Origin of the sequence: Pseudoalteromonas mucoides (genome assembly GCF_049257175.1) — a bacterium.
Classification (GTDB): domain Bacteria; phylum Pseudomonadota; class Gammaproteobacteria; order Enterobacterales; family Alteromonadaceae; genus Pseudoalteromonas.
On record NZ_JBMMUC010000012.1, the window covers coordinates 119611 to 140225 of the forward strand.

General features: G+C 40.4%; 20 protein-coding genes and 1 riboswitch. Of the genes, 16 read left to right on the forward strand and 4 right to left on the reverse strand.

Annotated elements, in window-relative coordinates:
* The first annotated feature begins 10 nt into the window (after window positions 1-10).
* The 9 genes from AAEU30_RS14205 to AAEU30_RS14245 all read left to right on the forward strand — a co-directional run bounded on the left by AAEU30_RS14205 (window position 11) and on the right by AAEU30_RS14245 (window position 11496).
* The gene (locus AAEU30_RS14205; protein WP_421961048.1) at window positions 11-1111 is read left to right on the forward strand and encodes a sensor histidine kinase; all 1101 of its coding nucleotides are present in this window, start codon (window positions 11-13) and stop codon (window positions 1109-1111) included.
* Window positions 1108-1710, forward strand: coding sequence for a response regulator transcription factor (locus AAEU30_RS14210; RefSeq protein WP_421961049.1), 603 nt, complete (start codon window positions 1108-1110; stop codon window positions 1708-1710). Before AAEU30_RS14205 ends, AAEU30_RS14210 begins: the two co-directional genes overlap by 4 nt.
* 119 nt (window positions 1711-1829) lie before the next feature.
* Window positions 1830-4331 carry a ribonuclease R gene (gene rnr / locus AAEU30_RS14215; protein WP_421961050.1) on the forward strand — a complete coding sequence of 834 codons (2502 nt, stop codon included), beginning with the start codon at window positions 1830-1832 and terminating at the stop codon, window positions 4329-4331.
* On the forward strand, window positions 4328-5074 hold the full coding sequence (gene rlmB, locus AAEU30_RS14220; protein WP_087531074.1) for a 23S rRNA (guanosine(2251)-2'-O)-methyltransferase RlmB: 747 nt from the start codon (window positions 4328-4330) through the stop codon (window positions 5072-5074). The genes rnr and rlmB overlap by 4 nt, the downstream gene beginning before the upstream one ends.
* Window positions 5075-5318: 244 nt before the next feature.
* Window positions 5319-6008, forward strand: a complete 690-nt coding sequence (locus tag AAEU30_RS14225; protein WP_421961051.1) for a tRNA-uridine aminocarboxypropyltransferase — start codon at window positions 5319-5321, stop codon at window positions 6006-6008.
* Window positions 6009-6878: 870 nt separating this feature from the next.
* Window positions 6879-7883 (forward strand): Fe(3+) ABC transporter substrate-binding protein, encoded by a 1005-nt coding sequence (locus AAEU30_RS14230; RefSeq protein ID WP_421961052.1) that lies wholly within the window; start codon window positions 6879-6881, stop codon window positions 7881-7883.
* Entirely contained in the window at window positions 7883-9514 is a 1632-nt protein-coding gene (locus AAEU30_RS14235; RefSeq protein ID WP_421961053.1) for an ABC transporter permease, read from the forward strand. Before AAEU30_RS14230 ends, AAEU30_RS14235 begins: the two co-directional genes overlap by 1 nt.
* Entirely contained in the window at window positions 9515-10561 is a 1047-nt protein-coding gene (locus AAEU30_RS14240) for an ABC transporter ATP-binding protein (RefSeq protein ID WP_421961054.1), read from the forward strand.
* 35 nt (window positions 10562-10596) lie between these two features.
* Complete coding sequence (locus AAEU30_RS14245; RefSeq protein WP_421961055.1) at window positions 10597-11496, forward strand: Dyp-type peroxidase; 900 nt, start codon at window positions 10597-10599, stop codon at window positions 11494-11496.
* Here AAEU30_RS14245 and argR read toward each other — a convergent pair.
* The gene (argR, locus tag AAEU30_RS14250; RefSeq protein WP_421961056.1) at window positions 11493-11960 is read right to left on the reverse strand and encodes a transcriptional regulator ArgR; all 468 of its coding nucleotides are present in this window, start codon (window positions 11958-11960) and stop codon (window positions 11493-11495) included. The two genes, AAEU30_RS14245 and argR, sit on opposite strands and share 4 nt — an antisense overlap.
* A gap of 250 nt (window positions 11961-12210) precedes the next feature.
* Here argR and mdh point away from each other — a divergent pair, with 250 nt between their 5' ends.
* Window positions 12211-13146, forward strand: a complete 936-nt coding sequence (mdh, locus tag AAEU30_RS14255) for a malate dehydrogenase (RefSeq protein ID WP_290210148.1) — start codon at window positions 12211-12213, stop codon at window positions 13144-13146.
* A 96-nt stretch (window positions 13147-13242) separates the two neighbouring features.
* On the opposite strand, the gene ispB is transcribed toward mdh, so the two are convergent.
* Complete coding sequence (gene ispB / locus AAEU30_RS14260) at window positions 13243-14214, reverse strand: octaprenyl diphosphate synthase (RefSeq protein ID WP_087531068.1); 972 nt, start codon at window positions 14212-14214, stop codon at window positions 13243-13245.
* A 409-nt stretch (window positions 14215-14623) separates the two neighbouring features.
* Here ispB and rplU point away from each other — a divergent pair, with 409 nt between their 5' ends.
* The 5 genes from rplU (at window position 14624) to AAEU30_RS14285 (ending at window position 17538) form a co-directional block, all read left to right on the forward strand.
* Complete coding sequence (gene rplU, locus AAEU30_RS14265; protein WP_004587921.1) at window positions 14624-14935, forward strand: 50S ribosomal protein L21; 312 nt, start codon at window positions 14624-14626, stop codon at window positions 14933-14935.
* Window positions 14936-14951: 16 nt separating this feature from the next.
* Window positions 14952-15209 carry a 50S ribosomal protein L27 gene (rpmA, locus tag AAEU30_RS14270; protein ID WP_087531066.1) on the forward strand — a complete coding sequence of 86 codons (258 nt, stop codon included), beginning with the start codon at window positions 14952-14954 and terminating at the stop codon, window positions 15207-15209.
* Between the two features lie 153 nt (window positions 15210-15362).
* Window positions 15363-16517 carry an Obg family GTPase CgtA gene (cgtA, locus tag AAEU30_RS14275; protein WP_087531065.1) on the forward strand — a complete coding sequence of 385 codons (1155 nt, stop codon included), beginning with the start codon at window positions 15363-15365 and terminating at the stop codon, window positions 16515-16517.
* Window positions 16518-16589: 72 nt separating this feature from the next.
* Window positions 16590-17081 (forward strand): type 3 dihydrofolate reductase, encoded by a 492-nt coding sequence (gene folA, locus AAEU30_RS14280; protein ID WP_421961057.1) that lies wholly within the window; start codon window positions 16590-16592, stop codon window positions 17079-17081.
* A 79-nt stretch (window positions 17082-17160) separates the two neighbouring features.
* Window positions 17161-17538 (forward strand): DUF3718 domain-containing protein, encoded by a 378-nt coding sequence (locus AAEU30_RS14285; protein WP_087531063.1) that lies wholly within the window; start codon window positions 17161-17163, stop codon window positions 17536-17538.
* 94 nt (window positions 17539-17632) lie between these two features.
* Here the strand turns inward: AAEU30_RS14285 and AAEU30_RS14290 are convergent, their stop codons facing one another.
* Entirely contained in the window at window positions 17633-17839 is a 207-nt protein-coding gene (locus AAEU30_RS14290) for a hypothetical protein (protein ID WP_421961058.1), read from the reverse strand.
* Between the two features lie 59 nt (window positions 17840-17898).
* A riboswitch (cobalamin riboswitch) is annotated at window positions 17899-18051 on the forward strand.
* A 34-nt stretch (window positions 18052-18085) separates the two neighbouring features.
* Here AAEU30_RS14290 and AAEU30_RS14295 point away from each other — a divergent pair.
* On the forward strand, window positions 18086-19933 hold the full coding sequence (locus AAEU30_RS14295) for a TonB-dependent receptor domain-containing protein (protein ID WP_421961059.1): 1848 nt from the start codon (window positions 18086-18088) through the stop codon (window positions 19931-19933).
* A gap of 97 nt (window positions 19934-20030) precedes the next feature.
* Here AAEU30_RS14295 and msrA read toward each other — a convergent pair whose 3' ends face one another.
* Complete coding sequence (msrA, locus tag AAEU30_RS14300) at window positions 20031-20567, reverse strand: peptide-methionine (S)-S-oxide reductase MsrA (RefSeq protein WP_421961060.1); 537 nt, start codon at window positions 20565-20567, stop codon at window positions 20031-20033.
* Window positions 20568-20615 lie beyond the last annotated feature (48 nt).

Below are 20615 nucleotides of genomic sequence, written 5' to 3' on the forward strand. Positions count from 1 at the left end.
GGAATTGACGATGAAAATTATCAGTAATATAAAGTCAAAAACATTTTGGAGTTGGGGGCCTCTTTTATTTACTGGCTTCTACTTATTACCGACACTATTTAATTTTTCTCAACTAAGTGCATTAAATATAAGCGCCACATTAGGACTCTACATTGCATTTGTTGTCTTGTATATCAAGGCTGTTGGTAAAAGCGTAGGTCAGGTAACTGAGTTGTTTGTGGCGATGGTGATAGTTTGTGTGTCTGCCAGTTTTTTTACCACAGGTACTTCAACGTTATTTGGTTTTACGGCTTATATTGCAGGTTTTAGTTTTATAAAGCTACCTAGGATAGCTGCTATTGCAAGTGTGTTTTTAGGTGTTGCTGCGAGTGCTTATATTACAGGTATTCAAAACGCTGAATACTTTTTGGCGGGCTCATTAATTTTGAGTATTACGCTTTTTAGTTTTGGTGCCGCAGCGCGAAAAGAATATATTCATAAAATGCGTGAGCAGGAAAGTGCAAAGCAATTAGAACAATTAGCAGCAATTGCAGAACGGGAAAGAATTGCACGTGACTTACACGATATTTTAGGCCATTCATTATCATCAATTGCACTTAAGTCAGAGCTTGCCAGTAAGCTTAATCACGCCGAGCGTTACTCTCAAGCAAATAATGAAATTGAGCAAGTAGCGGAGCTTGCAAGAGCACTTCTTAGTGATGTTAGAAGTGCAGTGAGTGACTTGAAAGAACTGAATATTCATACCCAACTTAATACACTACATCAGCGTTTAATTGAGCAGGGTTTTACAGTTAAGCTCAAAGCAAAAGTTGATAAGCTTCCTGCTGCTGTTGAAGGCGTTGCAAACTTAATAATCAAAGAGGCTGTTACCAACTTAATGCGTCACAGTAGAAGTAAGCGCTGTGATATACATGTTGAGCAAACACAGCAGCAACTTTTTATAAATATTAGTAATCAAGATGACTGCTCAAACATAACCCTAGGTAATGGTTTAACAGGTATTAAAGAGCGTGCAGTACAACTTGGTGGCACTGCGGATTTGGAAATAGGACAAAGCTTTGGCTTGAAGATTGAGCTGCCATTATCACAGCCAGTAAAGGAGCTCATATGATAAAAGTTTATCTAGTAGAAGATCAGGGCTTGGTTCGCGGCGCAGTGGCTGCTTTATTAAGTTTGGACATAGGTATAGAGGTGGTAGGGCAAGCAACGAATGGCCAAACAGCGTTGCAAGAAATAGCCGATTTAAAGCCTGATATAGTGTTAACTGATATTGAAATGCCTATTATGACCGGCATTGAGCTCGCCCAAAAACTATATGTAGACTTTCCTGCAATAAAAGTGGTGATCATGACTACATTTTCACGTTCAGGGTATATTCGCCGCTCTATGGCCGCGGGAGTAAAAGGTTTTGTACTTAAAGAGGCACCCAGCGATAGCTTAATTGCGACCTTAAAAAAAGTGATGACAGGACAAAAAGTGATTGACTCAGAACTTGCCTTAAATGCACTGGAAGATAACGATCCACTATCAGACAAAGAACGAAAAGCATTGCAGTTAGCCAGTGAAGGGTTGAAAACTGCTGAAATTGCCACAAGGTTATTCTTAAGTGAGGGCACTGTGCGTAATTATTTATCAGAAGCCATTGCGAAATTAAATGCCAGTAACCGAGTAGATGCGGCACGAATAGCCAAGCAAAAAGGCTGGTTGTAGCTTTTTTTAGCCCCTTTAGCGTAACTAAATTGGCTTTCTTAAAAGTTTCATAGCTTTTGCCTGTCTCATTGTTCGGTTATGGGTTAAAATAACAACATAACCAATTAACAAGATAGTGAATGTCAAACCAAGATCCTAATCTCAGTCGAGAACAAGAAAAGTACGAAAACCCCGTCCCAAGCCGTGAGTTTATACTTACTCATATAAAAGACCGTGCAAAACCAGCCAACTTTCAGCAGTTATGTGAAGAAATGGCGGTGAACGACGACGAGCGTCAAATAGCATTTAAACGCCGTTTGCGTGCTATGGAGCGCGATGGTCAGTTATATTTCAATAAGTTTAAATGTTACGCCTTAATTGACGAAGCTGGCCTGACGAAAGGTAAAGTCATAGGTCATAGAGACGGGTTTGGCTTTTTAGAAGTTGAAGGCGAAAGTAAAGACTGGTTTATTGCCAAGCATCAAATGAATATGGTGCTGCACGGTGACATTGTACTCGCGAAAGGCACTAAACGTGGCTCTGGCGGTAAATGTGATGCACGAATTATTAAAGTGCTGACCAATGAACGTGCGCCAATTGTCGGTCGCTATTTTGTTGAGCATGGTATTGCAGTAGTGGTGGCTGAAGATCCTCGTATTACGCAAGACATTATAATTTTACCAGGTACTGAAAAAGGCGCTCGCCACAACCAAATGGTGCAAGTGCAAATAACGCAAAACCCTAGTCGCAATATGAACGCAGTAGGTAAAGTTATTGATGTACTGGGTGAGCATTTAGCGCCGGGAATGGAAATTGAAGTGGCGCTGCGTAACCACGATATTCCCCATGTATGGCCCGAAGCTGTTGAAAAACAAGTTGCTCATTTAGGTGAGTTTGTAGAAGAAGCCGATAAACAAAATCGCGTAGATTTACGTGATTTACCATTAGTAACCATTGATGGTGAAGATGCCCGTGATTTTGATGATGCCGTTTACTGTGAACGTAAAAAGTCTGGTGGTTGGCGTTTATGGGTAGCCATTGCTGACGTATCTCATTATGTTGGCATGAATACCCCACTTAACAAAGAAGCCATTGAACGTGGTAACTCAGTGTATTTTCCTGAGCAAGTTATTCCTATGCTGCCAAAAGTGCTCTCTAATGGGTTATGTTCATTAAACCCTGAAGTTGATCGTTTATGCATGGTTGCTGAAATGATGGTATCAGAAGCAGGTAAGCTCTCTGGTTATCGTTTTTACGAAGCGGTTATGAACTCGCATGCGCGCCTCACTTACACCAAAACCAATGCTATATTGCAAGGTGATGAAAAGCTACGTGAAGAATATGCCGCCGTGGTTCCGCATTTAACTGATTTACAGCAAATGTACATGGCACTTAAGTCAGCACGCCAACAGCGTGGGGCTATTGAGTTTGAAACATTAGAAACCCGCTTTGTATTTAATGCGCAACGTAAGATTGAATCAATTGTGCCAGTGGTACGTAATGATGCGCATAAGCTAATTGAAGAGTGTATGATTTTAGCCAATGTATCTGCGGCTAAAATGCTTGAAAAACATGAAGCCAGCGCGCTTTATCGTGTACATGATGAACCCGATGGCGAAAAACTCGGTAACTTTAGACAGTTCTTGTCTGAACTTGGCATTGAATCAACACTCAGTGATGAACCAACACCGAAAGAAATTACCCATGTATTGGCAAAGCTTGGCGACAGGCCTGAAGCTGAACTTATTCAAACCATGTTGCTGCGCTCCATGAAGCAAGCGGTATATCAAGCTGATAATATCGGGCACTTTGGTTTAGCGCTGGGTGAATATGCACACTTTACTTCGCCAATTCGCCGTTACCCTGATTTAGTGGTGCATCGTGCAATTAAAGGTATTTTAAAAGCACAAGGTATGCAAACTTCGGGTGACTATGTATATAGTGATGACGAAGTTGATCAGTTAGGCGAGCAATGTTCGACCACTGAGCGCCGCGCAGATGATGCCACACGTGAAGTTGCTGATTGGCTTAAGTGTGAATTTATGCAAGATCATGTGGGTGATGAGTTTGAAGGTGTTATATCTTCTGTTACAAACTTTGGTTTGTTTATTCGCTTAAATGATTTACAAATTGATGGTTTAATTCATGTAACCAATTTAGGTAGTGAATATTTCCAGCATGATGCAGCTAAGCATTGCTTGATTGGTGAGCAAACTCACAAGGTGTATCGCCTTGGTGATAAAGTCACTGTGCAAGTTGCCTCGGTGAGCTTGGATGAACGTCGTATCAACTTAACTTTAAGTGGTGATGTTGCTCAAGACCGTTATTCACGCCGTCGTGGTTCTGCAAAAGGGGGTCATGCCCCAGCCAGTGTACGTTCACAATTAAAAGCGGGTAAAATCCCTGGTAAAAAAGGCGATGAAAAAGAGCCTCGCAAAGGTAAGTCATCAGCGGGTACTAAGGGTAAATCAGACTCGCAAAGCAGTAGTAAAGGTAAAAAGAAACCTGCCAGTCGCAGCAAAGCTAAAGCGACAACCGATGGCGTAACTAAAAAGAAAACCAAGAAAAAGGCTGTTAAAAAGCCAAAAAGACCCGGCAAAAATGCCCGTAAACGTACCAGCCCAGGAGCAAATAATACGTGAGTAATGAATTAATTTTTGGCTTTCACTCTGTTGAAGCAATTTTAGCAAAAGAGCCTGAGCGTTTTTTAGAAATTTACGCCCTAAAAGGACGTGATGATAAGCGCTTAACCCCGATAATTAATGAAGCACGTAAATTTGGTATTTCAGTACAGTTTATGCAGCGTAAAGCACTTGATAACAAAGCAAAAGATGAGCAGCACCAAGGTATCATCGCTAATGTTAAAGCCGCGCCTACATACAATGAAAAAGATCTTGATGTGATCATTGCCCGTGAAGACACCCCGTTTTTGCTGGTGCTTGATGGCATTACCGATCCGCATAACCTAGGTGCCTGTCTACGTAGCGCTGATGCTGCTGGGGTCCACGCGATTATTGTTCCAAAAGATAAGTCAGCAAAACTCAATGGCACAGCACGAAAAGTAGCCTGTGGTGCGGCTGAAACTGTCCCGCTTATTCAAGTGACAAACCTTGCCCGCACTTTACGTGAAATTAAAGATGCAGGTGTATGGGTTGTTGGAACCGCAGGCGAAACAGACACCCATGTATTTGATGCAAACTTAACAGGGCCTATGGCCATTGTTATGGGCGCTGAAGGTGAAGGCATGCGCCGTTTAACCCGCGAACATTGTGACGTACTGGTTAAAATCCCTATGGCAGGAAGTGTTTCAAGCCTTAATGTATCCGTTGCCACGGGCATTTGTTTGTTTGAAGTGCTGCGCCAGCGTAATGCAACACAAGCTTAAAAAGCTCTAAGCCGTCAGTAAAAAAAGCTTCTCTTGACACCAAAGTTAATCTGAGAAACTTTGTAGCTGATAGCTGATAGCTGATAGCTGATAGCTGATAGCTGATAGCTGATAGCTGATAGCTGATAGCTGATAGCTGATAGCTGATAGCTGATAGCTGATAGCTGATAGCTGATAGCTGATAGCTGATTCCTCTTTACTTTAGCGTACACTGCGCCGAGCAATTTTTAGGTATCTAATCACTGTGACTAACACTTCAAACAATGCTGTCTTGGCCTTACGAGCACAGCAAATTAGCGAATCTCGACGTGAGTTTAATGCTCGTGGCGGTAAAATGGACCGTTGTGAACAGTGTTTGATTGCAAAGCATTATTGTATTTGTGAAGGCGTTGAGCAGGCTCAGTGTAATGCAGCTGTTTGTATGCTTATGTATCATAATGAAAGCTTTAAACCTTCTAATACGGGGCGTTTAATCGCTGAAATAGTGCCTGATAATTATGCCTTTCGTTGGGACAGAACAGACCCTGACCGTGAACTTTTAGCCTTGTTAAATGATTGTCGATATCAGCCTATGGTGATTTTTCCTGCAACAGATGTTGAAGATACTGAGCGAGTAATAACTGAGGTTAAATTGCAACCGAGTAAACGACCATTATTCATCTTTTTGGATGGCACATGGCGTGAGGCCAAAAAAATGATTCGTAAGAGTCCATATCTTGATAACTTACCGGTATTATCGATTACAGCTGAAAAACTGTCGGATTACCGTTTACGGGTTGCACCTCATGCACATCAACTTGGCACTGCTGAAGTCGCAATCATGGTGTTAGCATTAGCGGGTGAGTTTGATGCATCCCATAAACTTGAACAGCATTTTATGAAGTTTCGCGATGCATATTTATTAGGTAAACGAAATAAAGGTCGGCCATTATAGCGAGTAAAGTTATACGTTGCATGTATTACAATAAGATATAAATATTTATTAAAATGTTTTGTAAATAAAATATTGGTTTTTTTGATAGTTGAATTTCAGGCAAAAGAAAAGCGCGTACTATCTCTAGTCGCGCTTGCGGAATCTTCTAATTTTCTGCATCCTGCAATTGAACTTAATCAACTCCTAATTTTTACTAATCCATGTTATTACGCTTTTACTTATTCGTTCTGCGTAATTTAGGCTATCCGGGCCTGTATCCAAGTAGTATCCGTTCTTCCATGTTGGTAAAATCTATTACCTATCCCTTACGCACCGTCCTGATGCTATCCTTTTATTAAACAGTTCCATTGCGTTGCCTTTAAGGCCTGTCCATTCGTCCGCTTTGTAACTTCCTGTATAACAACTCTCTTTCGAGCCCTGTTGTTCATCCATTTCGCATCTTCTTGACGCTGTCCGTGTGTGTACTATCCTTTGTGTTACTCATCCTGAGCCTGTCCGTGAGTCCTTCTTTTCCTAACGTAACCTTAATCCGAGGTTGCTGAGTAATCATTCCTTGTCCGTTTACTCATTTAAGCCTGTTTGCTTAACCGATGAAGTAAGTATAGAGCGTTTAAGCAAACAAAATAGGCATCTAATTACACTTAAAATTAGGCTGTCTTTTATTATATGTAAATAAGTTCTTTATTAACAATGGGTTGGTTTGTTTTTGTGACGTTTGTCCTGTTGTTTATACTCATTAGCTGTCAGTACCGTAAGATATATCTCACAAGTAATTTCCTCTTATCTCTTTAGCTTAGATAATGGGTGCACTTTTTATAGGGAAAAGGTATTATTTGCTGATAATAATTACTATTTAGATGAAAAATACTTATGAAAAAAACACTCGCTATTTTGCTTGGATTGACAATATCAGCCCCTGTTTTGGCTGATGATGCAGTAAATATATATTCTTTTCGTCAATCATTTTTAATTCAACCTATCTTGGACGATTTTACCAAACAGACAGGTATTAAAACTAATGTGGTATTTGCTAAAAAAGGGCTGATCGAGCGCGTTAAGCGTGAAGGCAAACATAGCCAAGCAGATTTAGTACTTACATCTAATTTTAGTGATCTAGTCCAGTTAGATGAACTGGATTTAACCCAAGCTATTAGCAGTGAAACGGTTAATAATAATGTGCCAGCTAAGTTTCGTGATGATGAAGGGCAGTGGATTGCACTGACTAAGCGTGTGCGTAATGTATACTCATCTAAAGAGCGCATCGACGTATTGACGCATTTAAGCTATGAGGAGTTAGCTGATCCTAAATATAAAGGGAAGCTATGTACTCGCTCAGGTAAACATCCTTATAACTTAGGGTTAGTAGCATCTATGATAGCGCATCATGGTGAAGCTAAAACGAAACAGTGGCTTGAGGGAGTAAAAGCTAACCTTGCACGTAAACCACAAGGCAATGATCGCGCTCAGGTTAAGGCTGTTAAAGAAGGTTTGTGTGATTTAGCGTTAGGTAACAGCTATTATTTTGGCAAAATGATCCAAGACCCGGCGCAAAAACCGTGGGCCGATGCGGTGAATATCAACTTTCCGAATCAAGATAATAGAGGCTCACATATTAATGTATCGGGTGTGGTTATTACTAAGTACGCTAAAAACCCAGAAAATGCCTTGAAACTAATAGAGTTTATGACCGACAATAAGGCACAAAATATGTATGCCTCGGTTAATATGGAGTATCCGGTTAAGCCAGGTGTGGAATTATCAAGTTTAGTAGCGTCATGGGGTAGCTTTAAGGAAGACAGTTTACCACTTGATGAGATTAGCAAATATCGTCCGTTAGCGCTTAAGTTGATTGATGAGGTGAAGTTCGATCTTTAATGAGTTTTAATTTTTCGCCGTCACGATGGCAGTTTTTTGCATGGGTTACTGGCCTTGTATTAGTAACCCCATTATGCTTTTTACTTTTCGAGTCGCTACAAGGCGACTCTGATGTTTTTAGCCACCTTTGGAATACCGTATTATGGGATTACACTCGCAATACATTAGTACTTATTGTGGGTGTGTGCGTAGTGAGTTGTGCACTTGCATTACCATTAGCTTGGCTTACAGCCTATTGTAGCTTTCCTGGTAGAAAGCAGTTTGAATGGGCGTTAATGTTACCCCTTGCTATGCCAACTTACATTATTGCCTATGTGTACACTGACCTATTTGATTACGCAGGCCCTATACAAATAGCACTGCGGGATTGGTTTGGTTGGCAATCACCCGATGATTACTGGTTTTTTGATATTCGTACTTTGCCTGGTGCGATCATAATGATTGCACTGGTGTTATACCCTTACCTTTACTTAATATTTAAAACCGCATTACGCGAACAATCATTTAAATTAGTACAGGCAAGCCAAGGTATGGGTTTGTCTCCTTTGCAAAGCTTTTACCGTGTGAGCTTACCCCTGGCTCGTGGTGCAATAGTGGCTGGGCTTACCTTAATAAGCATGGAAACGATGGCAGATTTTGCCACAGTTAACTACTTTGCAGTAAGTACACTAACAACAGCTGTATACGACACTTGGCTTGGTTATTACTCATTAACTGCAGCGGCAAAAATTTCAGGCATTATGTTGTTAATACTATTTTTAACATTGATGTTAGAGCGCTTTAGCCGTCGAAAACAAGCTGTATTTGAGCGCCAATCAGGGTTTAACAGTGAAACCCTCTACAGCTTAAAGGGGAAGGCTGCTTGGTCGGCAACCTTGCTTTGTTGTGCGGTGTTATTTTTTGCGTTTGTACTACCTGTTGCGGTGTTACTCAATTATGCATTTGCGTATGCCGAGCAAGCGTGGAATGACGCGTTCTTTTTGTACGCGTGGCAAAGTTTTAAAGTTGCCGGCATTGTGTGTGTGATCACTATTATTTTAAGCTTGTTGGTGGTGTTTTATCAGCGAATTAGTACACAGCAATATTCACTTGTACCAGGGCGCTTAGCCAGTACGGGTTATGCATTACCTGGCACTGTTTTAGCAATTGCTGTACTACTACCTTTAACCCTACTCGATGACCGCCTTAATACTTGGTTAGAGCCTTTTGGGGCTGCACCAGGGTTGCTGCTTAGTGGAACGTTATTTGCCATAATCTTTGCCTATGTAGTGCGCTTTTACGCAATCGCGCACGGTGCTGTTGAAGCGAGTTTTATGCGAATTAGTCCATCGCTTGATATGGCAAGTCAATCTATGGGGAAAAGCTATGGGCAAACGTTACGCAAAGTGCATATTCCTTTATTACGACGTGGAATTTTAACCGCAGGCTTATTAGTGTTTATTGAATGTATGAAAGAGCTACCGGCTGCTTTACTGCTCAGGCCATTCAATTTTGAAACTCTGGCGACACATGTGTTCCAATATGTCAGTGATGAGCAATTGGAGCTGGCGTCTATCTCTGCGCTTGCTATTGTAGTGGTAGGCTTAGTGCCTTTGTATTTTGTTAATCGCTCAATGGAGCAACACAGTTAAATGAGTAGTTTAATTTTAGAAAATTTATCGTATCAATATAATGATACTGCAGTGATCGAACATTTAAATTTAACTGTTGAAAAAGATGAAATTGTTTGTCTGCTTGGATCTAGCGGTTGTGGTAAAACAACCACTTTAAAAGCGATTGCGGGTATTGTTACTGCTAACCAAGGCAAGGTGTTCATTGATACTAAGTTGGTTTCTGATGAGGATACTTTTTTAGCACCTGAGCATCGTAATATTGGCATGATGTTTCAAGATTATGCGTTGTTCCCGCATTTAACAGTTGCAGATAACATTGGATTTGGCTTAGCTAAAATGAGTAAAAGCCAAAAGCAGCAACGTGTTGACGAAATGCTTGAGTTAGTGCAGTTGCAAGGTTGTGCCATGCGTTTTCCGCATCAGTTATCAGGAGGGCAGCAGCAAAGAGTTGCTATTGCTAGGGCATTGGCTTATAAGCCAAGCTTACTGTTGCTTGATGAACCTTTTTCAAATATAGACACTCAAGTTCGTTTTGAATTAATTGCTGATATTCGCCGCATTATTAAAAATCAGCAGGTTTCAGCCGTGTTTGTTACTCACTCAAAAGAAGAGGCATTTGCGTTTTCTGATACGTTGGCTGTAATGCATCGAGGGAAAATTGCACAACAAGGCACGCCAGAGCAGCTTTTTAACGCTCCAAACTCAAAGGTGGTTGCAGAGTTTCTAGGTCAGGGCATATACTTAAATGCAGATGTATTAACGGCGACTGAATATTCGACATGCTACGGAGTGGTCGAATCGCTTATTGCGCATCACCATAGTACAGATAGTGGACAGCTATATATTCGCCCGCATCATTTAACTCTAACGCCGGCCTCGGTGCAATGTGAGCAAACAGTTAAGGTGCTAAGCCGTCGTTTTATTGGTTCAAGCTATGTTTATAAAGTAGTCGTGAATGAGCAAGAGATTGAAGTTGCCGCTGAACTAGCGCAGTCATTTGATATAAATGACCTAGTTACAATAAAAATAAAACCACACACGGTAAATTTTTTTACTGATAAATAATTAAAGCTGTGTCCAATTTAAGTTAAGGATGTTCCATGGCGCAAGCGCAATCAGGGATTTGTGCTGAAGCAAACTTACACGGTTTGCATTTGTTTTTTAATGTATTTGATGGTCATGATGAGTCGCTACGCAAAAAATTAAAGCGAGTTAGTGCTATTCAGGATGAGTTTGCCGATCAATTTTCAGAATCAATGCTATCTAGTTTTGTTGCTGTAGGTGCACAGTACTGGCCGCATATATTACCTGAATTTATTCCAAGTCAACTTCAAAGCTTTCCTAATATTACTCATAACGATCATGTGATGGGGGCTCAACCTTTTGATTTGTTTGTACAAATACGTTCTGATCGAGAAGATGTAAACCACCTTTTTGCGTTACAAATACTGCAGTTGTTCGCTCCTGATGTTGAATTAGTTGAACAAGTGCGTAATTTTCGGTTTTTAGATGGTCGCGATTTCAATGGCTTTATTTTAGGTGGAAATACTCCCCATGGCCGACAAAAGCGTGTTACGGCGTTGGTAAGTAACCCTGGGCATTTTGAAGATCAAGGCAGTTATATCCATGTTCAACGTTATAAACATGACCTAAGTGTTTGGCAGCATTTATCGCTCAATGAGCAAGAACAAATAATGGGTCGTACTCGGTTAGATAATAACTTATTAGAGCCTAGCGTTGATACTAGCCATGCGGTACGTACTGAGCTCAAAGATGAGCACGGTCAGGCTTTATTGTTAAGCCAAAGCATGCCTTATGGTGATGTTTATGAGCAAGGAGTTTTATCGATTAGCTGTGCAGCGCAAGGCGATGCATTTGAAACAGTATTAAAAAGTAGGTTAGGGCAGGGCGATTGCTACGACCATTGGCTCGACTTTACGCAAGCCGATATGGGCTCTGCTTTTTTCGCCCCATCAATTAACTTTTTAAAACAACTTTAAACGGTATCGAATAAGATGCGTACACGCTCTAGTGTGATATCTATTTCAGATATTTTTGCTGGTGCAATAAATATTGTATCGTCGCCAGCAATGGTGCCTAACACGCCATCGGCTTTACCTAAAGAGTCGAGCAAACGAGCAATTAATTGGGCGGCACCTGGGCTGGTACGAATGATGATCATCATTTCGTTATGCATAATATCAATAACCAGCTGGCGTAGCGGGCTTTTTGCTGTGGGTACACCCATTTCTGCAGGCAAGCAGTAAACCATTTCTTGTTTTGCGTTACGGGTTCGTACTGCACCAAACTTACTTAACATGCGTGAGACTTTACTTTGGCTTATATTATCAAAGCCTTGCTCTTTTAAGGCATCAACAATTTCGCCTTGAGAACCAAAGTTTTCTTCTTTTAAAAGTGATTTAAAGGCTTTAACTAACGCTTCTTGCTTATCTTGTGGTTGCATGTCATTTTTCTGCTTTGTTGTTTGATGTCCTAAATTCTACACAAAAATGAATATTTATGCAGTAGTTGTTTTTATTAGTGAATAGAGCTAATAAGTCGCTGTTTGAGGTATACTTTTGTCGATAGAACAGTTTATTTACAACTATGGTCGAAATTATATGCAAAATAAGCAGGATAAATTTGTTTTTAGGCGCTAATTTCTTTATCTTAGTGCCACAAATATTTTCTACCTTAAATTACGGAGAATTCCCATGAAAGTTGCTGTATTAGGTGCTGCAGGCGGTATCGGTCAAGCGTTGTCTTTATTATTAAAAACAGGTTTACCAGCTGGCTCTGAGTTATCACTATATGACGTTGCGCCAGTTGTTCCTGGTGTTGCTGTTGACCTTTCTCACATCCCAACAGATGTTAAAGTTGCAGGTTTTGGTGCTGACGCATTAGATCAAGCGTTAACTGGTTGTGATATTGTACTTATCCCTGCTGGTATGCCGCGTAAGCCAGGTATGGATCGTGCTGATTTATTCAACGTAAATGCTGGAATCATCAAAACATTAGCTGAAGGTATTGTTGCTAACTGCCCTAAAGCATTAGTAGGTATCATCACTAACCCTGTAAACGGCACTGTGCCAATCGTTGCGGAAGTATTCAAAAAAGCGGGTACTTATGATGCAAACCGTGTTTTCGGTATTACAACGCTTGACGTAATTCGTTCAGAAGCATTTGTTGCTGAGCTTAAAGGTGTTGATGTTGCAACTGTAAAAGTACCAGTAATTGGTGGCCACTCAGGCACAACTATTCTACCTCTACTTTCTCAAGTTGAAGGTGTTACTTTCACTGATGAAGAAGTTGCTGCTCTTACTCCACGTATCCAAAATGCAGGTACTGAAGTAGTAAATGCTAAAGCAGGTGGCGGTTCAGCTACATTATCAATGGGTGCTGCAGCAGCTCGTTTTTGCATGTCTCTAGTTAAGGGCTTACAAGGTGAAGACGTTGTAGATTACGCTTACGTAGCTATTGAAGATGGTGATGCAGAATACTTTGCACACCCTGTACGTTTAGGTAAAAACGGCGTAGAAGAAATTCTTTCTTATGGTGAGCTAAGTGCGTTTGAGCAACAAGCTAAAAACGACATGTTAGATACACTGAAAAAAGACATTCAAGAGGGTGTTGATTTCATCAATGCATAATCTTGTTATTACTGCCAAGTAGTTGGTGGTAATAAAAAAGCCTGCTTTTGCAGGCTTTTTTTATGCTCGAAGTGTTATATATTGTAATACGTGTTTTTAGTGGTTTCGGTCAACCGCAATACGGGCTAGGCTAACTAACGCTTCTTTATAAGGTGAATCAGCTAACACAGATAAACAAGCTATGGCTTTATCGGCTTCTTCATCTGCTTTATTCATAGTAAATTCTAATGCGTTTGTTTCTCGTAACGCTGTTAATATAGCCTCTAAGTGATCCATGCCGTTGCTGTGTTCTATGGCATCACGGATTAGCTGAACCTGCTCTGCATTGCCTTGCTGCATTGCATAAATAAGTGGCAGGGTAGGTTTACCCTCAGCGAGATCATCGCCAATATTTTTGCCTAACTGTTCAGCGTCAGCATTGTAATCAAGTACATCGTCTACTAATTGAAATGCAGTACCTAAATGCATACCGTAAAGGTTGAGTGCTTTTAGAACCGTATCGTCTTGTTCTGTTATAACGGCAGCAAGTCCTGTAGCTGCTTCAAACAACTTTGCTGTTTTAGAGTAGATGACCTGCATATAACTGTCTTCGCTGGTATCTGGGTCATTGCAGTTCATTAATTGCAATACCTCACCTTCAGCGATGACATTGGTTGCATCTGCGAGTATTTGCATGACTTGCATCTTGCCTATACCCACCATGAGCTGAAATGAGCGAGTATAAATAAAGTCACCTACCAGCACACTGGCTGCATTACCAAATTCAGCATTCGCAGTGGGTGTACCGCGTCGCAGGTTTGATTCATCAACAACATCATCATGTAATAAGGTTGCGGTATGAATAAACTCCACGATGGTCGCTAAAGTGATGTGATCTGAACCTTTATAGCCAAGTGCTCTCGCTGCTAAAATAGCTAACATAGGGCGAACGCGCTTGCCGCCACTGTTTACTATATATAAGCCAAGTTGATTAACTAACGCGACATCAGAACGCATTTGTGTGTGAATAAGTTGATTGACGTCATTCATATCGTTTTCGATTAACGCCTGGATAGCTTTTATATCCATTGATCTCCGAGCCAATTTTAATGGGTATACGCAGCCGATTGTACAACAAAAAACGCGTCCGCTCGATATTTTGTGACAATTCACTGAAAAAATAGGTTTAAAGTGCATTTTTAACTCGTTTCGCTAGGGGAAAGTTAAAAATAGCGATAATTCACATGGTTATTTTTTATTCTGATGATGACTTTGCATAAGCTGTAATTTATTTGTCACCATGTGTTAAAAAGCGCTTGGCATAACGGTAATTTAATATAAAATAGGTGAAAATATTGAATTGCTCTCAACGCAGCTATTTTTTATTCATTTAATTAAAAAACAGGCTTGCTAGTTTTTACGCATTAGCGTAAACTTCGCGCCCTATTGAAGAATATTTTAGTTGCGTCGATTTGAGGGCGCACAGACGGAGTTAATTATGTACGCGGTTTTCCAAAGTGGTGGTAAACAGCACCGTGTGACTGAAGGTCAAACAATTCGTCTTGAGAAATTAGACGTTGAAACTGGTGCAGCAGTTGAATTTGATTCAGTACTTTTAGTTGCTGATGGTGAGAAAATCGAGATCGGTGTACCGTTCGTAAACGGTGGTAAAGTAACAGCTGAGGTTGTTTCACATGGTCGCGGTGAGAAAATTAAGGTTGTTAAATTTAGACGCCGTAAGCATTCTCGTAAGCAAATGGGCCATCGTCAATGGTTCACAGAAGTTAAAATCACTGGCATTAGCGCTTAATTAGAGGTACTTAGAAATGGCACATAAAAAAGCAGCTGGTAGTACTCGTAACGGTCGCGATTCAGAAAGCAAACGCCTAGGTGTTAAGCGTTTTGGTGGCGAATCAGTTCTAGCGGGTAGCATCATTGTACGTCAACGTGGAACTCGTTTTCACGCTGGCGCAAACGTAGGTATCGGTAAAGACCACACTATCTTCGCAAAAGCAGATGGTAAAGTTCAGTTTGAACAAAAAGGTCCTTTAAACCGTAAATACGTAAGCATCGTATCTGAGTAATCAGAGCCGGTTCTTAAAAAACCCCGCCTTTGCGGGGTTTTTTGTTTTAAGCTTAAAGAATATATACCCAAGTGTTTTTACGCATAGTGTGCTCTATAGGCCACTTGGGTATATAATAGAGTAATTAACAAGCCAATCCTAAAGTGAGTAATCATGAAGTTTGTAGATGAAGTAGAAATTCGCGCAGAAGCTGGTGACGGTGGCAGTGGTATCGTGTCTTTCCGTCGTGAAAAGTATGTCCCAGATGGTGGCCCAGATGGCGGCGATGGCGGCGATGGTGGCAGTGTTTATCTACAAGCAGATGAAAACTTAAATACCTTGATCGATTATCAGTTTGAGCGCTTCCATCGTGCTGAACGTGGTACTAATGGACAAAGTCGTAACTGTACCGGTAAAAAAGGTGAAGACCTATATATTAAAGTGCCAGTAGGAACGCGTGTAACAGACGTTGATACTCAGGAATCTTTAGGTGATTTAACACAAGATGGCCAACGTTTAGTTGTGGCTAAAGGTGGTTTTCATGGCTTAGGAAACGCACGTTTTAAATCAAGTACTAACCGTGCGCCACGTCAAAAGACATTAGGCACACCTGGTGAAGTGCGTATGCTTAAGCTTGAGCTAATGCTACTTGCTGATGTGGGCTTACTTGGCTTGCCAAATGCAGGTAAATCAACCTTTATTCGCAGTGTATCTGCTGCAAAACCAAAAGTAGCTGATTACCCGTTTACGACGCTAATACCAAACTTAGGTGTAGTACGTCCAGATGCAAATAAGTCATTTGTTATTGCTGATATTCCAGGTCTAATTGAAGGTGCCTCAGATGGCGCAGGCTTAGGTATTCGATTCTTAAAACATCTAGAGCGTTGCCGTGTATTACTACATATTATCGACATAATGCCTGTTGATGGTTCTAGTCCTGTTGATAATGCGTTTGCCATTATTAATGAGTTACATCAATATAGCCCTAAACTTGCAGAGAAGCCGCGCTGGTTGGTGTTTAATAAGATTGACTTACTTCCAGAAGATGAAGCACAAGCATTGTGTGAACAAATTGCAGAAGAGCTAGGTGAAGAAACAAATATTTACCGTATCTCAGCTGTTAATAAGCAAAATACACAAGCACTTTGTCACGATATCATGGCGTTACTTGATAGTATGCCTAAAGAGAAGTTTGTACCAATCGAAGATGAAGAAGTTGAATTTAAGTGGGATACCTACCATAAAGATGCAACTAAAAATAGCGATGATGATGATTGGGAAGACTGGGACGAAGATGACTATGATGTTGAAGTTGTCTACGAACGTTAGTAGCGTATAGATTTTAAAAAGGAGCTGATGCTCCTTTTTTCTTGTTTAGTTATAAAGTATTAGGTGATTACTGTGAAGATTTCAATGATTGCAGCCATGGCGAACAATCGTATTATTGGCCAAGATAATAAAATGCCTTGGCATTTACCTGCTGATTTACAGCATTTTAAAAGTGTGACTATGAGTAAGCCAGTGATCATGGGTCGTAAAACATTTGAGTCGATCGGTCGTCCATTGCCAGGCAGAAAAAATATTATTATTAGTCGTAATGCTCAATACAGTGCGCAAGGGATTGAAGTAGTAACATCGCCAGAAGAAGCGTTATTGCTGGTTAAAGACTGTGAGGAAGTGATGATTATTGGTGGTGGAAATATCTATCAGCAGTTTTTATCACAAGCAAGCACACTGTATTTAACTTTTATAAATCTTGATGTTACAGGAGATACTCAGTTTCCTGACTATGAAAAAGTTGCTAATTGGCAGGTGGTTGAAGAGCAAATTAATAACCCTGATGATAAGAATTTACATCAGTATAAATTCGTAACCTTGGATAAAGTTGAGTAACATTATTGCGCTTAAACTTATAGATTGGTACAATAATAACCAACAAGCGTAGGTAAAAAGTATTACTCAAGGGTGTCAAATGGTTAAATTATCAACATTGCTAGTTGTTACTGCTGTTATTTCTGGTTCGGTGGCTTTTAGCGCCCCGGTTAAAGCTGATGATCAATTAGCTGTGTCAATTTGTGAGTATATCGCGGCAGACGATAAAAACCGTCTTCGCAGTAAGCTAAAAAGCTCTCGTGTAAAAATTCGTAATATTTATGATGCAGTTTTATGTAACGGTAACAATTTATTACGCCATGCAATTGCTAGTAATGCAGTTGATGCGGGTGAATATGTAGTTAAAAATCTATCTAAAAGCTCATTATCAGATGGTGCCGATATAGCCTGGGCTGAATCAAATGGCCATGGCGGTTCTGCACTTATTCCAGTAATTAAAGATCGTGCTGGTTTATAAGTTAAAAAGCTAAAATAAATCATAAAAAACCGCACTTGTTGCGGTTTTTGTTTTTTAGTATTAAAAAATAAGAATGAGTTCGAATGTAGTTGCTTTAAAGTAAAGTCATGCTACTATTTTTCGCCAACTCGCCAACTCGCCAACTCGCCAACTCGCCAACTCGCCAACTCGCCAACTCGCCAACTCGCCAACTCGCCAACTCGCCAACTCGCCAACTCGCCAACTCGCCAACTCGCCAACTCGCGCCTTTTATAAGAAATAACCAACTCGCTAATTTAGCTTTAGATGTATAGCCGTCCATTGACATTTATCCTTAAAATATTCACAATAGCGACCTATTTTCAAGGTGCTTGCTAAATACATCAGTATAGGTTTCAAGGTATTGAAATTTGTAGCAGGATAATCGGGAAGTTGGTGCATGCTCATGATGAACATAATCCCAACACTGCCCCCGCAACGGTAATGTGCTTTAAAGCACAGAGTCCGGAGACCGGCCTTGAAACAAACTTACTATTACTTGTGCGGTGGGCACGGGTCAGGGGATATCATGCTAACTAAATCTACTCTAGGCGTAGCAATCGCTGCTGCGTTATCTTTTTCTGTGTCAGCAGAGCAACCAATTGAACGTATTACAGTAACAGCAAATAAATTTGAGCAATCAATTACTGATACGCTGGCTACCGTTGATGTTATCGAGCGTATTGAAATTGAAAAAAATAATTACCGAGACCTACCGTCAATATTAAACACGATTGCTGGTGTAGATGTTGTACGCAATGGCGGTTTTGGCCAAAAGGCCGATGTATTTGTTCGTGGTGCGAGTGCTAAATATACCTTAGTGTTAGTTGATGGCGTAAGAGTCAGTGACGCAAGCTCTGGTAGTGTGTCGTTGACCAATATACCTGTAAACAGCATTGAACGAGTAGAGATAGTTAAAGGGGCTAGAGCTGCTATTTATGGCTCGGATGCAATTGCTGGTGTTATTAATATTATAACTCGTAAGGCTAGCCGAAATACGCTATCTGCGACATTGGGTAGTGATAGTTATGAAAACTATCAATTAGCAGGTGGGGTTGTAAAAGACGCCGTTACTTTTAATTACAACTTAGGTTATGAAGATACCGATGGCTATGATGTAACAGGTAAAGATCCATCACTACCAGTCACTAAAGATCATGATGACGACGGCTATACTAATAAAAATGTAGGCTTTAACTTAGCTTATCGAACTGAAAGTGCAGGTGAATTTAGTGTACTAAGTCAGTATAGCGAAGGCCAAGGCGAGTATGATAACGCTTTTGGTAATGATGCCTATGATTTTGAGAACTACACTGCACAACTAGGTTGGAACCAAAGCTCAGCTATTTATACCCAAAGTGCCTCTGTGAGTATTTCACAAGAAGAAAATATTCAAACAGGCACAAATGTAGAGCAAATTTATAGTACTGAACGTGTTGAGTTTGAATACAGTGGTTTGTATGCCCTAACAGACACCGTAGAGCTTACCGGTGGCGTTAATTTTTTAAACGAAGACTTGTCTGAATCCTCAGCTACATCATCTGAACAAGAGCGCGATAACAATGCTCTCTTTGTAGGTGTATTTTACGATGATGAAACTTGGTTAGGTAATGCAGTAGTCAGAACCGATGATTACGACTTTCATGGCCGTGCAAACACCTATACAACAGCTTTAGGTTATAAAGCAAACCAGTATGTTACGTTACGTTTAAGTCATGGCACGGCTTTTAGAGCGCCATCACTGATTAATGCATTTGTCACTGATAGCCCATGGTATTTACCAAACAATGATATTAAACCTGAAGAGTCAGTTAATAATGAATTTGGCGTTACTATAGATACGCAATGGGGTCGTTATGATATTGCTATTTTTGACAATAAGATCGATAACTTAATCGACAACAAGTATGATGCAGACACTGGTAAGTATGTAGCAACTAATATTGATAAAGTATCTATGCAAGGTGTTGAGTTATCAGCTGATTTTGAAGGTTTTGGATTTCAACATAACATCAACTTAAGCTTATTAGACGCTAAAGATGAAACAACTAATACAGATTTACCGCGCAGACCATCTGAAACATTTAATTATACCCTTGGCAAAAGCTGGGGCGATTTTGACGCTAATATCGCAATGCAATACCGCTCTTCGCGCCCATCAATCGCTTATTATGATACTGAATTGGCAGCTTATACAGTGTTCAATATAGCTGCAAATTATCAATTATTGGATGAATTATCATTTCAGGCTCGAATTGAGAATATTACAGATAAAGAATATTTTACGGCAGGTACTGGGTTTGCCGCTAACGGTGAATTACTTGGTTACAATGCAGCAGGACGACAGTTCTTTGTCGGTGCAAGCTATCAGTTTTAACTACATCTAGTGGACTGAACTTTGGTTAATCACCCCCCCTAAATATAAAGCCCGTTATGGATTAATCCACAACGGGCTTTATTATTTATTTGAGCATCTAGCCTTTTAAAAACTGCTTATAGTCTTTTTCAAAACGTTGTAACTTGGGTGCAATTAATATGCTGCAATAACCTTGTTCTGGGTTTTGCTCATAGTAGTCTTGATGATATTGCTCAGCTGGGTAGAAAGTGGTTGCAGGGCTTACCTCAGTGACTATTTCTTCACGTATCTGGCTTTGTAGTTTAGTAATGTAATCTATGGTTTGGATACGCTGCTCATTATTGTGGTAATACACCACACTGCGATATTGTGTGCCAACATCGTTACCTTGGCGGTTTAATTGCGTTGCGTCATGTAAGGTAAAAAACATAGCTAATAAGCGCTCATAGCTTATTTGAGAGCGATCAAATTCAATATTTACCACTTCTGCGTGCCCTGTTAGGCCTGTACATATCTGTTGGTAAGTTGGTTCATCAGTTTCGCCCCCTGTGTAGCCTGAGCTTACATGAGTAACGCCTTCCACGCGCCTAAATGCAGCATCAATACACCAAAAACAACCGCCGCCAAATGTTGCCGTTTCAATTGCTTTGCTCATTACTTACTCCATAAAACGTTAAATAGCGAATATGCCTAGCCTATCAGA

Coding starts and splice junctions, on each gene's coding strand:
- mdh (WP_290210148.1), top strand. CDS start 12,211: ATGAAAGTTGCTGTATTAGGTGCTGCAGGCGGTATCGGTCAAGCGTTG.
- rpmA (WP_087531066.1), top strand. CDS start 14,952: ATGGCACATAAAAAAGCAGCTGGTAGTACTCGTAACGGTCGCGATTCA.
- AAEU30_RS14210 (WP_421961049.1), top strand. CDS start 1,108: ATGATAAAAGTTTATCTAGTAGAAGATCAGGGCTTGGTTCGCGGCGCA.
- AAEU30_RS14285 (WP_087531063.1), top strand. CDS start 17,161: ATGGTTAAATTATCAACATTGCTAGTTGTTACTGCTGTTATTTCTGGT.
- AAEU30_RS14295 (WP_421961059.1), top strand. CDS start 18,086: ATGCTAACTAAATCTACTCTAGGCGTAGCAATCGCTGCTGCGTTATCT.
- msrA (WP_421961060.1), bottom strand. CDS start 20,567: ATGAGCAAAGCAATTGAAACGGCAACATTTGGCGGCGGTTGTTTTTGG.
- argR (WP_421961056.1), bottom strand. CDS start 11,960: ATGCAACCACAAGATAAGCAAGAAGCGTTAGTTAAAGCCTTTAAATCA.
- rnr (WP_421961050.1), top strand. CDS start 1,830: ATGTCAAACCAAGATCCTAATCTCAGTCGAGAACAAGAAAAGTACGAA.
- rplU (WP_004587921.1), top strand. CDS start 14,624: ATGTACGCGGTTTTCCAAAGTGGTGGTAAACAGCACCGTGTGACTGAA.
- AAEU30_RS14290 (WP_421961058.1), bottom strand. CDS start 17,839: ATGGACGGCTATACATCTAAAGCTAAATTAGCGAGTTGGTTATTTCTT.
- AAEU30_RS14205 (WP_421961048.1), top strand. CDS start 11: ATGAAAATTATCAGTAATATAAAGTCAAAAACATTTTGGAGTTGGGGG.
- AAEU30_RS14245 (WP_421961055.1), top strand. CDS start 10,597: ATGGCGCAAGCGCAATCAGGGATTTGTGCTGAAGCAAACTTACACGGT.
- cgtA (WP_087531065.1), top strand. CDS start 15,363: ATGAAGTTTGTAGATGAAGTAGAAATTCGCGCAGAAGCTGGTGACGGT.
- AAEU30_RS14240 (WP_421961054.1), top strand. CDS start 9,515: ATGAGTAGTTTAATTTTAGAAAATTTATCGTATCAATATAATGATACT.
- AAEU30_RS14235 (WP_421961053.1), top strand. CDS start 7,883: ATGAGTTTTAATTTTTCGCCGTCACGATGGCAGTTTTTTGCATGGGTT.
- ispB (WP_087531068.1), bottom strand. CDS start 14,214: ATGGATATAAAAGCTATCCAGGCGTTAATCGAAAACGATATGAATGAC.
- AAEU30_RS14230 (WP_421961052.1), top strand. CDS start 6,879: ATGAAAAAAACACTCGCTATTTTGCTTGGATTGACAATATCAGCCCCT.